The organism is Janthinobacterium sp. BJB301, from assembly GCF_002735685.1.
In the GTDB taxonomy this organism is placed as follows: domain Bacteria; phylum Pseudomonadota; class Gammaproteobacteria; order Burkholderiales; family Burkholderiaceae_D; genus Janthinobacterium; species Janthinobacterium lividum.
The window spans coordinates 556,276-569,613 of the sequence record NZ_PDZJ01000003.1; the positions used below are offsets into that span (position 1 = coordinate 556,276).

Below are 13,338 nucleotides of genomic sequence, written 5' to 3' on the forward strand. Positions count from 1 at the left end.
GCAGGAACGGGGCGCTATCATCACCGCTTGCATGATCGGAAAACCATGACCACCCTTTCAGACCTGAACGCCGGCAGCCCGGCAGACTTTATCGCACGGCTGCATGGCATCTACGAACACTCGCCCTGGATCGCCCAGCGCGCGGCCCCCGCCCGGCCGTTTGCCAGCCTGACGGCACTCAAGACGGAGCTGCAGCGCGTGCTGGCGCATGCCTCGCCCGAAGAGCAGCTGGGGCTGATACGCGCCCACCCGGAGCTGGCCGGCAAGGCCGCCATCGCAGGACAGCTGACGGCGGAATCGACGCGCGAGCAGGCCAAGTCCGGCCTGAACCTGTGCAGCGCCGAGGAATTCGCGATTCTGCAGCGCCTGAACGACGAGTACAACGCCAAGTTCGGCTTTCCCTTCATCCTGGCCGTCAAGGGCCCGACGGGTGAAGGCTTGACGCGCCAGGACATCATCGCCACGTTTGCGCGGCGCCTGAAAAACCGGCGCGCCGATGAACTGGCCGAGTCGCTGCGGCAGATCAAGCGCATCGCCGAGCTGCGCCTGAACGACCTGTTCGACGTGCGCCTGGACTTCGGCCCGGCTATCATGCAGCAGGCCGAAACGCTGGCTGCCTGGAGCGACAGCGATTACAACCTGACGTGCGCCTACCTGACGCCGGCGCACCAGAAAACCGCCGCGCAGCTGGCCGAATGGATGCGGGATGCGGGCATGCAGGTGCACATCGACGCCGTCGGCAATGTCGTCGGGCGCTATCTGTCCGACGCGCCCGCCGCAAAAACCCTGATGACGGGATCGCATTACGACACGGTGCGCAACGGCGGCAAGTACGATGGCCGCCTGGGCATCGTGCTGCCCATCGCCGTCGTGCGCCACCTGCATGAGCGGGGCGAAAAGCTGCCCTTCCACTTCGAGATCGTCGGCTTCGCCGAGGAAGAAGGCGTGCGCTTCAAGAGCACGTTTTTGGGCAGCACGGCTGTCACGGGCAAGTTCGACGTGTCGCTGCTGGAACAGGTGGATGCGGATGGCGTGAGCATGCGCGACGCGCTGGCGGCCGCCGGCCACGAGGCAAGCGCCATCGGCGCCATCGCGCGCGATCCCGCCGACTTGCTCGGTTATGTGGAAGTGCATATCGAGCAGGGTCCCGTACTGCTGGAACGCGACCTGCCGCTGGGGATCGTCACGGCGATTGCCGGCAGCTCGCGCTACCTGGTCAATCTTGGCGGCGTGGCCAGCCACGCGGGAACCACACCCATGACCATGCGCAAGGATGCCGCCAGCGCGGCAGCCGAAATCATCCTGCTGGTGGAACAGCGCTGCAACCAGGGCGAGGCGCTGGTGGGCACCGTAGGGCAGCTGCACGTGCCCAACGGCTCCGTCAACGTGATCGCCGGCGCCTGCACCCTGTCGCTCGACATCCGCGCGGCCGTTGACGCGGTACGCCAGGCGGCCGTCGACGATATTCTCGATGGCATCGCCGCCATCTGCGCGCGGCGCCAGATCGACTATCAGCTGGAACTGCTGCTGTCGGCGCGTGCCGCGCCATGCGCGCCATGGCTGATGGCGCAGCTGGCGCAGGCCGTGGAATCGGTCGGCATCGAACCGTATGCGCTGCTGTCTGGCGCCGGCCACGACGCCATGGCCATGGCCGCCATCACCGACGTGGCCATGCTGTTTACCCGCTGCGGCAATGGCGGCATCAGCCACAACCCGCTGGAAACCATGACGGCGGACGACGCCGACATCGCGGCGCGCGCGCTGCTGGCGTTTTTGCGCGGCTTCCAGCCCAAGCCCTGAGCTTACACGGCCACGGCCCGCTCCAGCATCGCGTGCAGCAGCACATTGCAGCCCGCTTCCAGGTGCTCGGGCTTGGCGTCCTCGATTTCATTGTGGCTGATGCCGTCCTTGCACGGCACGAAGATCATGCCGGCCGGCGCCAGCCGGGCCGCGTAGATGGCATCGTGGCCGGCGCCGGACACGACGTCCATCACCGAGTAGCCCAGCTTTGCCGTGGCGTTGCGCACGGCACCCACGCAGTCGGGGTGGAACGGGCATGGCGGGTAATAAGAGACTCTTTCCAGTGAAATGCCCAGCCCTGTCTTCTCGCGCGTGGCATCGATGAAGGCCGTGATCTCGCCATGCATGGTGTTGAGCAGTTCGTCGTTCACATTGCGCAGGTCGATGCTGAATGTGACTTCGCCGGGGATCACGTTACGGCTGTTCGGGAAAACCTGCACCATGCCCACCGTGCCGCGGCCGTACGGCGGGTAGCGGTTGGCAATGGCGACGACTTCCTGCATGATGGTGGTGGCCACCTGCAGCGCATCCTTGCGCAAGCCCATGGGCGTCGGTCCCGCATGCGCTTCCATGCCCGTCACCACGCAGTCGTACCATGACAGGCCCATCACGGCCGGTACCACGCCAATGACTTTATCGGCGTCTTCCAGCACGGGGCCCTGTTCGATATGCGTTTCAAAGTAGGCGCCGATGGGATGGTCTCCCGGCACCTGCTCGCCCTTGTAGCCGATGCGCGCCAGTTCCTCGCCCACGGTTTTTCCCTCCGTATCCTTGGCCGCATACGCCGTCTCCAGCGAGAAGGCGCCGCAAAATACGCCGGAACCCATCATCACGGGCACGAAGCGCGAACCCTCCTCGTTGGTCCAGAAGGCCACCTCGATGGGCGCCTGCGTCTTGATTTTCAAGTCGTTCAGGGTGCGCACCACTTCCAGGCCCGCCAGCACGCCGTAATTGCCATCGAACTTGCCACCCGTGGGTTGCGTGTCGATATGGCTGCCCGTCATCACGGGCGGCAGGCTGTTGTCGGCGCCGTCGCGGCGCATGAAGACATTGCCGATCTGGTCGATCGTGATGCTCATGCCCGCTTCGCGGCCCCATCCCACCACCAGGTCGCGGCCCTGCTTGTCCAGGTCCGTCAGGGCCAGGCGCTTGACGCCGCCCTTCGCTGTCGCGCCGATCTGCGCCAGCTCCATCAGGGCTGCCCACAGGCGCTCGCCATTGATACGCAATTCATCCATCGTCAACTCCTTATGCGGTGGTGGCGGAAAAGGCGGGCCGTTCGACATAGCGCCCAGCCCCTTCGACAGCCGTCAGTTCGCCCTGGTGGAATACCACCTTGCCGGCGGCAATCGTGGTGCTGGGGATGCCGCGCACGGTGCGCCCTTCGAAGACGTTGAAGCCTCCCTTGGCGAATTGCGTGGCGGCGGAAATGGTGCGCGTGCCTTGCGGATCCCACAGCACGATGTCGGCATCGCTGCCAGCGGCGATGACGCCCTTGCGCGGATACATATTGAAGATCTGCGCCGCATTGGTGGAGCTAACCTTGACGAATTCGGAGGGCGTCAGCATGCCGGAATTGACGCCGGCGTCCCACACGACGGCCATGCGTTCCTCTACGCCGCCGCAACCGTTCGGGATGCGCGTAAAGTCCTGCTTGCCCGCCGCCTTCTGTTCGGCGCAGAAGGTGCAGTGGTCGGTGGCCGTCGTCTGCAGGTTGCCGCTTTGCAGGCCGTGCCACAGCGCCGATTGATGGTGCTTGCCGCGAAACGGCGGGCTCATGACGTGGCCCGCCAAGTAGTCGAAATCGCCGCTCTGGTAGACGCTGTCGTCGATCACCAGGTGGCCCGCCAGCGCTTCGCCATACACGCGCTGGCCATTGGCGCGCGCCCGCGTGATGGCGTCGAGCGACTCGGCGCACGAAACGTGCACGATGTACACGGGGGTATTGAGTACGTTGGCGATGGCGATGGCGCGGTTGGCAGCCTCCGCTTCCACGGCCGGCGGGCGCGACTGCGGATGCGCCTGCGGCCCGGTAATCCCCTTCTTGAGCAAAGCTTGCTGCAATTGAAAAACCAGCTCGCCGTTTTCCGCATGTACGGTGGGCAGCGCCCCCAGTTCCAGCGAACGGGTAAAACTTTTCACCAGGGTTTCATCGTCGGCCATGATGGCGTTTTTATATGCCATGAAGTGCTTGAAGCTGTTCACGCCATGCTCGCGCACGAGAGTGCCCATCTCTTCATGTACCTGCTCGCTCCACCATGTGATCGCCACATGGAAGGTGTAGTCGCCAGCCGCCTTGGCCGACCATTCGCGCCACTGGTGATAGGCCTCGATCAAGGATTGCTTGGGCGCCGGGATGACGAAGTCCATGATGGTGGTCGTGCCGCCCGCCAGTCCCGCCGCCGTGCCCGTGAAAAAATCGTCGGACGTCACGGTACCCATGAAGGGCAGGTTCATGTGCGTGTGCGTGTCGATCCCGCCCGGCATCACGTACAGGCCGCCCGCGTCGATCACCGTGGCGCCGGCGGGTGCCAAAAGGTTCTCGCCGACGGCGGCGATGGTGTCGCCCTCGATCAGCACATCGGCGCGGAAGGCGCGGTCGGCGTTGACGACGGTACCGCCACGTATCAGTGTAGCCATCTTGTCTCCTTTGTGATTACGACTGCGGCGCCTGCTGCACGTGCGCCACGGCCTTGCCCTTCATCATGACGCCGTACACGACGGCGGCGATGGCCACGCCCACGAACCAGGCGTAGGTGTAGATGGTTTTAAAGCCTTCGGCCACGTCGGGAAACGCCGTGGGAAAGGCCGCGTTCAAAAAGCCCGGGATATTCGGCAGCACGGCGATGACAAAGGCGATCAGCGCCGCCATATTCCAGCCATTGCCATACGAGTAGACGCCGTCGTCGCGGTACAGCTGCCTGACGTCGAGCCGCGTCTTGCGCACAAAGTAATAGTCGACGATGAGGATGCCGGCGATGGGGCCCAGCAGGGCCGAGTAGCCGATCAGCCATGTGAAGATATAGCCCTGCGTCGACTCGAGCACCTTCCAGGGCATCATGACGATGGCGATGAAGGCCGTGATGTAGCCCCCCATCTTGTAGGAAATATGCTTCGGTGCCAGCGAGGAAAAGTCGTACGCCGGGCCCACCAGGTTGGCGGCCAGGTTGACGCTGACCGTGTCGATCAGGAGGATGATCAAGGCGATCAGCACGGCGGCGCCCGTCATGCGGCTGGCCAGGTCGACCGGGTCCCAGATGGCCTTGCCGTACATGACGACGGAGCCGGCAGTGACGATCACGGCCAGCATGGCCAGCAATCCCATAGGCACCGGCAAGCCGATCGACTGGCCGATCACCTGGTCGCGCTGCGTCTTGGCAAAGCGCGTGAAGTCGGGGATGTTCAAAGCCAGCGTGGCCCAGAAACCCACCATGGCCGTCAGCGACGGCCAGAAGACGCTCCAGAACTGGCCCGCCTTTTTACCGCCGGGGATGAATTGCGATGGCTGGTCCAGCAGGCTGGCCACGCCGCCGGCCTTGCTGTGCACCCAGTACAGCAGTACGAAGCAGATGAGGATTTTCAGCGGCGCGGTGTAAGTTTCGAGTTTGCGGATCGACTCCATGCCATGCAGGATGTAATAGAACTGGATGGCCCAGAAAGCCAGGAAGCACAATAGCTGGCTGCCGTTGATGCCCAGTCCCGCGATCTTCTCGCCGCCCAGTTCATGGCCTACCAGCACGCCCATCAGGGTATAGATCATCTGCCCGCCGAACCAGGTCTGGATGCCATACCAGCCGCAGGCGACGATGGCGCGCATCAGGGCCGGCAACCGCGCGCCCATGGTGCCGAACGAGGCACGCGCCAGCACGGCATACGGGATGCCGTACTTGGTGCCCGCATGGCCGATCAGCAGCATCGGCAGGAGCACGATGGCATTGGCGAGAAATACCGTGAGCACGGCCTGGTAACCGGACATGCCGCTGTCGATCAGGCTGGCCGACAGGGTGTAGGCGGGAATGCACATGACCATGCCGACCCACAGCGCGGCGAAGTGATACCAGCGCCAGGTGCGCTGCGCCGCCGTGGTGGGCGCCAGGTCTTCATTCCAGAGTTGCGTGTTGCCTGAATAGTCGTGGTTCACAGGGTTGCTCCATCGGTTAGACCGCTGGCACGCGAAGGCGCCAGGGATACGGCAGTGTGGAAACGGCTCGGCTTTTAAGTAATCTAGCTTACTGCAAAGACGCGCCGCTGTTTATAAAAATAAACGCACGCAATAACCGTGCCCTATGCCGTCTCCGCCAGCGCTCTTGGATTTCGCGGATCCTGCGTCCAGTTCATGTACGGCTTGCCCGTGGCCTGCGGCACCATCGTGATGCAGCCCTGCACCGGACAGGTGATTTCGCACAGGTTGCAGCCCACGCACTCCTCCTTGATCACCTCATACGTGCGCGTGCCGGCGGCGTCGATCAGTTGCGCAATCGACTGGTGCGAGGTGTCTTCGCAAGCCACGTAGCACTTGCCGCATTTGATGCAGTCGTCCTGGTTGATCTGCGCGATGACCTGGTAATTCATGTCCAGGTATTTCCAGTCCGTCGTGTTGGCCACGGCCTTGCCGGAAAAGTCGCTGATGCGCTCGTAGCCCTTCTCGTCCATCCAGCGCGACAGGCCATCCTTCATCTCTTCGACGATGCGGAAGCCATGCAACATGGCGGCCGTGCACACCTGCACGCAGCCCGCGCCCAGGGCGAGGAATTCGGCCGCGTCGCGCCAGTTGCCGATGCCGCCGATGCCGGAAATGGGCAAGCCGCGCGTCTGCGGATCGCGGGCGATTTCCGCCACCATGTTCAGCGCGATCGGTTTGACGGCGGACCCGCAATAGCCGCCGTGCGTGCTGGCGCCGCCGACAATCGGCAAGGCCACCATGCGGTCCAGGTCCAGCGAGGTGATGGAATTGATGGTGTTGATCAGCGAGACGGCGTCCGCGCCGCCCGCCTTGGCCGCGCGCGCCGGCATGCGCACGTCCGTGATGTTGGGCGTGAGCTTGACGATGACGGGAAGACGGCTGTGCTTCTTGCACCAGGCGGTCACCATCTGCACGTACTCGGGCACCTGGCCCACGGCCGCGCCCATGCCCCGTTCCGGCATGCCGTGCGGGCAGCCGAAATTGAGCTCGATGCCGTCCGCCCCTGTCGCCTCCACCTTGGGCAGGATGTCGGCCCAATAGTGCTCTTCGCAGGGCAGCATCAGGGAGACGATCATGGCGCGGTCGGGCCAATCCTTTTTCACCTGCGTGATTTCGCGCAGGTTGATCTCCAGCGAGCGGTCGGTGATCAGCTCGATGTTATTGAAACCGAGCACTTCGCGGTTCTTGCCATACAGGGCCGAGTAGCGCGACGAGACGTTGACGGCGGCAGGGTCTTCACCCAGGGTTTTCCACACGACGCCGCCCCAACCCGCCTCGAAGGCGCGCACCACGTTGTAGGCCTTGTCGGTCGGCGGTGCGGACGCCAGCCAGAAGGGATTCGGCGCCTTGATGCCGCAAAATTCGATGCTGAGATCAGCCATTATGCAGCCTCCACTTTATTCAACAAATCGGAATGGATGGCCAGTGCGGCCAGCTTGCCATGCTGGACGGCTTGCACCGTCAGGTCCTGCCCCGGCGCCACGCAGTCGCCACCCGCATAGATCCCCGGCAGTACCGTGCGAAAACCCGCATCGACGGCGATCTTGTCGCCTTCGCGCTGCAGCAGCGACGCCATCGGATCATGCAGCACATCGGTGTCGAGGCTCTGGCCGATGGCCTTGAAGATGGCGTCGGCCGCCACGTCGAACGTTTCACCCGTCCCCGCCAAACGCGTGCCCTGCATGCGCGTCTTCTCGAAACGCATGCCGGCGACCTTGCCGTCAGTATCGAGCAGCACCTGCTGCGGCTGGGCCCACGTCAGCATGCGCACCTGGTTGGCCTTGGCGATTTCCTGTTCATGATGCGTGGCCGTCATGGCGTCGAAACCGCGCCGGTAGACGAGGGTGACTTCCTCGGCGCCCAGGCGTTGGATCTGCACGGCCATGTCGATGGCCGTATTGCCGGCGCCAATCACAATCGCCCGTTTCGGCACGGGCAGCGCAGCCAGGTCGTCGGCCTGGCGCAGCGCGGCGATGTAATCGACGGCGGCCAGCAAGCCCGGTGCGTCCTCGCCCGTCAGGCCCAGCTTGCGGCTGGCGCCCAGGCCCAGGCCGAGGAACACGGCGTCATACTGCGCATGCAAGTCGCGCAGCTGCAGGTTCTCGCCCAGCACATGGCGACATCGGATCTCGATACCGCCGATATCCAGCAGGAAGTCGATTTCCTTTTGCGCGAAATCGTCCGTCAGCTTGTATTTGGCGATGCCGTACTCATTCAGGCCGCCCGCCTTGCCTTCCTTTTCAAAGATCACCACGTCGTGGCCCAGCATGGCCAGGCGGTGCGCGCACGACAGGCCCGCCGGTCCCGCGCCGACGATGGCTATCGTCCTGCCGGTGCTTGGCGCCCGTTTGAACGGGTGGCTTGCGAAATGCATGTGGTCGACGGCGTAGCGCTGCAAGAGGCCGATCTTGACGGGCTGCCCCTCCGCGTCGTGGTTGCGCACGCAGACATCTTCACACAGGATTTCCGTGGGACAGACGCGGGCGCAGCTGCCGCCCAGGATGTTCTGTTTCAGGATGCCTGCCGCGGCACCGTTGATGTTCTTGTCGTGGATATTGCGGATGAAGCTGGCCACGTCGATTTCCGACGGACAGATGCGGCTGCACGGCGCGTCATAGCAATACAGGCAGCGGGCGCTTTCGATGGCCGCCTGGCGCGCGCTCAAGGGAGGCGCCAAGTCGGTGAAATGGCCTGCCAGTTCCTCGTTGGGCAGGGCGGGATGCGGCAAATAGTTCAAAGACTCGATCATCGCGTATTCCTCTTGTTATGTGCGGCCGGCTTGTAGTTTGAAACCTTTACTTCATCTGGGGAAAAGCAAATTCCACACCAGCGCTTGCCGTATTCGGCCAGCGCTGCATCACGGCCTTGTGCCGCGTGTAGAAGCGCACGCCTTCGGGACCATAGGCGTGGTGGTCGCCGAACATGCTGCGCTTCCAGCCGCCAAAGCTGTTGAAGGCCATCGGCACCGGCAAGGGGATGTTGACGCCCACCATGCCGACCTGTATCTGGCGCACGAATTCACGCGCTACGCCGCCGTCGCGCGTGTAGATGGCCACGCCGTTGCCATACTCGTTGGCGTTGATCAGCTCCACCGCATGCACCACGTCAGGACACCGGAGCACGCACAGCACGGGACCGAAAATCTCTTCCTTGTAGATGCTCATGTCGCGCGTCACATGGTCAAATAAAGTACCGCCGACAAAGAAGCCATTCTCGCGTCCCGCCACCACATGGTTGCGGCCATCGACCACCAAAGTTGCGCCTTGCTCCACACCCGAGGCGATCAGTTTTTCGATGCGCTGCTTGGCGGCCAGCGATACGACTGGCCCCATTTCCGCACCGTCGGCCATGCCGTCGCGCACTTTCAGTGCGGCCGTGCGCGTTGCCAGTGCATCGATCAATTTGTCGCCCGCGTCGCCCACGGCCACCACCACCGAGATGGCCATGCAGCGCTCGCCCGCCGAACCGTAGGCCGCGCCGATCAGCGCATCGACCGTCATGTCCATGTCCGCGTCGGGCATCACCACCATGTGGTTCTTCGCGCCGCCCAGCGCCTGCACGCGCTTGCCGCTGGCGCTGCCGCGCGCATAGATGTATTCGGCGATCGGCGTGGAGCCGACAAAGCTGATCGCCTGCACCACGGGATGGTCGAGCAAGGCATCGACCGTGACCTTGTCTCCCTGTACCACGTTGAAGACGCCGTCGGGCAAGCCCGCTTCTTTCAGCAGTTTCGCGTGCAGCAGGGAGGCGGACGGATCGCGCTCGGACGGTTTCAGGACGAAGGTATTGCCGCAGGCGATGGCAACGGGGAACATCCACATCGGCACCATTACGGGGAAGTTGAATGGCGTGATGCCGGCCACCACGCCGAGCGCCTGGCGCATGGACCAGGCATCGATGCCGCGCGAAATCTGGTCCGTGAATTCACCCTTTAACAATTGCGGAATGCCGACGGCAAATTCCACCATTTCGATGCCGCGCGCCACCTCGCCCTGCGCATCGGCAAAGGTCTTGCCATGCTCGCGCGTGAGCATGGCGGCAAAGTCGTCCGTGTGCTGCTGGCATAACTGCAGGTAGCGGAACAGCACCCGCGCGCGCGTCAGGGGCGGCGTGGCCGACCAGGAAGGAAAGGCGGCGGCGGCTGCCTGCACGGCCGCGTCCACGTCCTCCACGGTGCCCAGCGCGACGCGGGCGACGGGTTCGCCGAGCGCGGGGTTATACACGTCGCCATAGCGGCCGCTCTGGGTGTCGACTTTGGCGCCGTTGATGAAGTGGGTGATGGTGTCGAGAGTGTTCATGGTGTTCCTTTTTCAAACCCAAAAACAAGTGCCGGGGTCGGACCCTCAGGGTCCGACCCCAGGTTTTGCTTGGGTTCGCAGTTCAATCAAGATTTTTGAGTACCTTGGCCAGCTTGCCAAACAGCTCGTCGACGTGCTGTTTCTCCAGCACCAGCGGCGGCGACAGGGCAATGATGTCGCCTGTCGTGCGTATCAGCACGCCGTCGGCGAACGCCTGCTTGAAGGCGTTGAAGGCGCGCGTGCCGGGTTTGCCGGCGATGGGATCGAGCTCGATGCCGGCGATCAGGCCGATGCTGCGCAAGTCGATCACATGCGGCAGGCCTTTCAGGGAATGCACGGCGTCGCTCCAATACGCCTGCATCGCTTTAGCGTGGCCCAGGATGTCCTGTTCCTCGAACACTTGCAGGGTCGCCAGCGAGGCGGCGCAAGCCAGCGGGTGGCCGGAATACGTGTAGCCGTGGAACAGTTCGATGCCGGCCGGCGCGTCCATGAAGGCGTCGTGGATGTATTTTTTGCTGAACACGGCGCCCATGGGCACCATGCCGTTGGTCAGGCCCTTGGCCGTCGTCATCAGGTCCGGCTCGACATCGAAATAGTCGGCAGCGAACGGCGTCGTCATGCGGCCGAAACCCGTGATCACCTCATCGAAGATCAGCAGGATGCCGTGCTTGGTGCACAGTTCGCGCAAGCGTTTCAGATAGCCTTTCGGCGGGATCAGCACACCCGTGGAACCGGCCACCGGTTCGACGATGACGGCGGCAATCGTCGAGGCGTCGTGCAGGGCGACGATGCGTTCCAGTTCATCGGCCAGGTGGGTGCCGTATTCGGGCTCGCCCACCGTGTAGGCGTTCTTGTCCAGGTTATGCGTGTGCGGCAGGTGGTCCACGCCCGGCAGCAGGGGACCGAAGGTCTTGCGGTTGCCGCCGATGCCGCCCACGGAAATGCCGCCAAAGCCCACGCCGTGGTAACCGCGTTCGCGGCCGATCAGACGGGTGCGCGCGCCCTCGCCGCGCGCCCGGTGATAGGCCAGCGCGATCTTCAACGCCGTGTCGACGGCTTCGGAACCGGAGTTCGTATAAAACACGTGGCCGAACTTGTGGCCCGTGTAGTCCATCAGCTTTTCCGCCAGGTCGAAGGCGGCCGGATGGCCCATCTGAAAGGTCGGCGCGAAGTCCAGCTGGCCCACCATGTCGCGGATGGCAGCGACGATTTTCGGCTGCGCATGGCCGCACGGCACGCACCACAGGCCGGCCGTGCCATCGAGGATGGCGTTGCCATCGACGTCCTTGTAGTACATGCCTTCAGCCGACACGAGCAGGCGCGGGTTGGCCTTGAAATCACGGTTGTTCGTAAACGGCATCCAGAATGCCGACATCGATTCCGGCCTTGTTTCGTTCATGACCTTCTCCTTGGGATGGGCTGGCGCGGAGCCAGGATCGTTTTTGACGAAGCGTAAAATAATTTACCAGTTGGCAAAAAGCTGATGTAATAATAGACAGGCCATCCCCAATGGCACAGATACACAAACGGCAAAGTACCCCAACCGTACAGGTCGGAAAACCACTACAGTTTTGTGCAAGGCAGCATAAGGAGCCACCGTGAAGCACAGCGACAGCACAGACGATGCCCCCGAGCGAGCAAGCGGCTGGCCCGTGCTCGACATCGACCGCCAGAAAAAGGGCGGCCTCGTCGAGCAGATCGTCATCGCCATCAGCGTCATGGTGGGCAGCCGCGCCCTGCGCATCGGCACGCGCATGCCGTCCGTGCGCCAGTTCGCCCGCTGCAATGGCGTGTCGACGTTTACCGTCGTCGAATCGTACGACCGCCTGGTCAACCTGGGCTTGCTGTCGTCGCGCCGCGGTTCCGGCTATTTCGTCGCGCGCCACGATATCGCAGCCTCGCCGCAGGCGGCCGTACACGCGAGTCCCACCGCCATCGATGCCCTCACGCCGGACCTGTATTCGGGCGTGTCCGATGCCCTGCCCGTGGGCGCGGGCTGGCTGCCGCCCGAGATGTATGGCGAAGCGACCGTGCTCGATGCCGTGCGCCAGGCCATGCGCATTCCCGCCAGCCGGCTGCGCGGCTATGGCCATCCTCTCGGTTTTCCCTCGCTGCGCCAGCACCTGGCCACCAGCCTGTCGGAAGAGCTGTTTCAGGTGGAGGCGGACCAGGTCTTGCTGACGCATGGCGCCACGCATGCCTTCGATTTGATCCTGCGCAGCCTGACCAAGCCGGGCGACACGGTGCTGGTGGAAGACCCCGGCTACAGCAATCTGCAGTCGCTGATCCGCCACCACGGCTGCATCCCCGTCGGCATCAGCCGCGGCGAGGCGGGCCTCGACCTCGATGCGCTGGCCAGCGAGGCCGCGCGCACCCAGCCCAAGCTGATGTTCGTCAACACGGTACTGCAAAACCCGCTCGGCACCTCGCTCAGCCAGGCGCAGACGCACCGCCTGCTGGCGCTGGCCGAGCAGTTCGATTTCTGGCTGGTGGAAGACGATATCTACCGCGAACTGGCGGCGCGCGGCGACGCATCGCTGGCGGCCATGGATGGCTTGCGCCGCGTGATCCGCGTGGGCAGCTTTTCCAAGACCCTGTCGCCCGTGCTGCGCGTCGGTTCCATCTGCGCCTCGCCTTCGCTGGTGGCGGAACTGGTACGCGTGAAAATGCTGGCGGGACTGACGACGTCGGAGATCAACGAGCGCGCCGTCTACCACGCCATCTCCGCGCGGCCCTACAAGCGGATGGTCGAGCGGCTGGTGGCGCAGCTCGATGCGGCCCGCGAGCGCAGCATCGACTGCCTGGCGCAGGCGGGCATGGCGCCCGTGGCACGGCCCCGCGGCGGCATGTTCGTCAGCGCCGGCTGGCCCGACGTGCAAACGCCGGAATGGAATGGCAAGATCATCGCCGACATGGCCTTGAAGGCCGGCATCCTGCTCTCGCCGAACGAATTTTTCATGCTGCGCGCGCCCGAGACGGTGTGGTTCCGCTTCAACGTGGCCTACACCGATACCCCCGTGCTGCAAGCGTTCCTGCAATCGATCCGCCCACGCTAAA

Annotated in this window: 9 protein-coding genes; 2 read left to right on the forward strand and 7 right to left on the reverse strand. The window is 64.0% G+C overall.

What is annotated here, in order from left to right; genetic code table 11:
* Positions 1 to 45: 45 nt before the first annotated feature.
* Entirely contained in the window at positions 46 to 1,800 is a 1,755-nt protein-coding gene (locus tag CSQ91_RS21815; protein ID WP_099389585.1) for an allantoate amidohydrolase, read from the forward strand.
* Between the two features lie 2 nt (positions 1,801 to 1,802).
* Here the strand turns inward: CSQ91_RS21815 and CSQ91_RS21820 are convergent, their stop codons facing one another.
* From CSQ91_RS21820 to CSQ91_RS21850, 7 genes are all read right to left on the reverse strand, one after another.
* On the reverse strand, positions 1,803 to 3,038 hold the full coding sequence (locus tag CSQ91_RS21820; RefSeq protein ID WP_099389586.1) for a Zn-dependent hydrolase: 1,236 nt from the start codon (positions 3,036 to 3,038) through the stop codon (positions 1,803 to 1,805).
* A 10-nt stretch (positions 3,039 to 3,048) separates the two neighbouring features.
* Positions 3,049 to 4,440 carry a dihydropyrimidinase gene (gene hydA, locus CSQ91_RS21825; protein WP_099389587.1) on the reverse strand — a complete coding sequence of 464 codons (1,392 nt, stop codon included), beginning with the start codon at positions 4,438 to 4,440 and terminating at the stop codon, positions 3,049 to 3,051.
* Positions 4,441 to 4,456: 16 nt separating this feature from the next.
* Positions 4,457 to 5,941, reverse strand: a complete 1,485-nt coding sequence (locus CSQ91_RS21830; RefSeq protein ID WP_099389588.1) for an NCS1 family nucleobase:cation symporter-1 — start codon at positions 5,939 to 5,941, stop codon at positions 4,457 to 4,459.
* A gap of 143 nt (positions 5,942 to 6,084) precedes the next feature.
* Positions 6,085 to 7,365, reverse strand: coding sequence for an NAD-dependent dihydropyrimidine dehydrogenase subunit PreA (preA, locus tag CSQ91_RS21835; protein ID WP_218963770.1), 1,281 nt, complete (start codon positions 7,363 to 7,365; stop codon positions 6,085 to 6,087).
* On the reverse strand, positions 7,365 to 8,732 hold the full coding sequence (locus CSQ91_RS21840; protein ID WP_099389590.1) for an NAD(P)-dependent oxidoreductase: 1,368 nt from the start codon (positions 8,730 to 8,732) through the stop codon (positions 7,365 to 7,367). Before CSQ91_RS21840 ends, preA begins: the two co-directional genes overlap by 1 nt.
* A 46-nt stretch (positions 8,733 to 8,778) precedes the next feature.
* Positions 8,779 to 10,281 (reverse strand): CoA-acylating methylmalonate-semialdehyde dehydrogenase, encoded by a 1,503-nt coding sequence (locus CSQ91_RS21845; protein WP_099389591.1) that lies wholly within the window; start codon positions 10,279 to 10,281, stop codon positions 8,779 to 8,781.
* Between the two features lie 82 nt (positions 10,282 to 10,363).
* Positions 10,364 to 11,680 (reverse strand): aspartate aminotransferase family protein, encoded by a 1,317-nt coding sequence (locus tag CSQ91_RS21850; RefSeq protein ID WP_099389592.1) that lies wholly within the window; start codon positions 11,678 to 11,680, stop codon positions 10,364 to 10,366.
* A 199-nt stretch (positions 11,681 to 11,879) separates the two neighbouring features.
* Here CSQ91_RS21850 and CSQ91_RS21855 point away from each other — a divergent pair, with 199 nt between their 5' ends.
* On the forward strand, positions 11,880 to 13,337 hold the full coding sequence (locus CSQ91_RS21855) for an aminotransferase-like domain-containing protein (RefSeq protein ID WP_099389593.1): 1,458 nt from the start codon (positions 11,880 to 11,882) through the stop codon (positions 13,335 to 13,337).
* Position 13,338: the final 1 nt, after the last annotated feature.

What these genes read in the sequence shown, in the direction of transcription:
- CSQ91_RS21815 (WP_099389585.1), top strand. Translation starts at nt 46, where the DNA reads ATGACCACCCTTTCAGACCTGAACGCCGGCAGCCCGGCAGACTTTATC.
- CSQ91_RS21820 (WP_099389586.1), bottom strand. Translation starts at nt 3,038, where the DNA reads ATGGATGAATTGCGTATCAATGGCGAGCGCCTGTGGGCAGCCCTGATG.
- hydA (WP_099389587.1), bottom strand. Translation starts at nt 4,440, where the DNA reads ATGGCTACACTGATACGTGGCGGTACCGTCGTCAACGCCGACCGCGCC.
- preA (WP_218963770.1), bottom strand. Translation starts at nt 7,365, where the DNA reads ATGGCTGATCTCAGCATCGAATTTTGCGGCATCAAGGCGCCGAATCCC.
- CSQ91_RS21840 (WP_099389590.1), bottom strand. Translation starts at nt 8,732, where the DNA reads ATGATCGAGTCTTTGAACTATTTGCCGCATCCCGCCCTGCCCAACGAG.
- CSQ91_RS21845 (WP_099389591.1), bottom strand. Translation starts at nt 10,281, where the DNA reads ATGAACACTCTCGACACCATCACCCACTTCATCAACGGCGCCAAAGTC.
- CSQ91_RS21850 (WP_099389592.1), bottom strand. Translation starts at nt 11,680, where the DNA reads ATGAACGAAACAAGGCCGGAATCGATGTCGGCATTCTGGATGCCGTTT.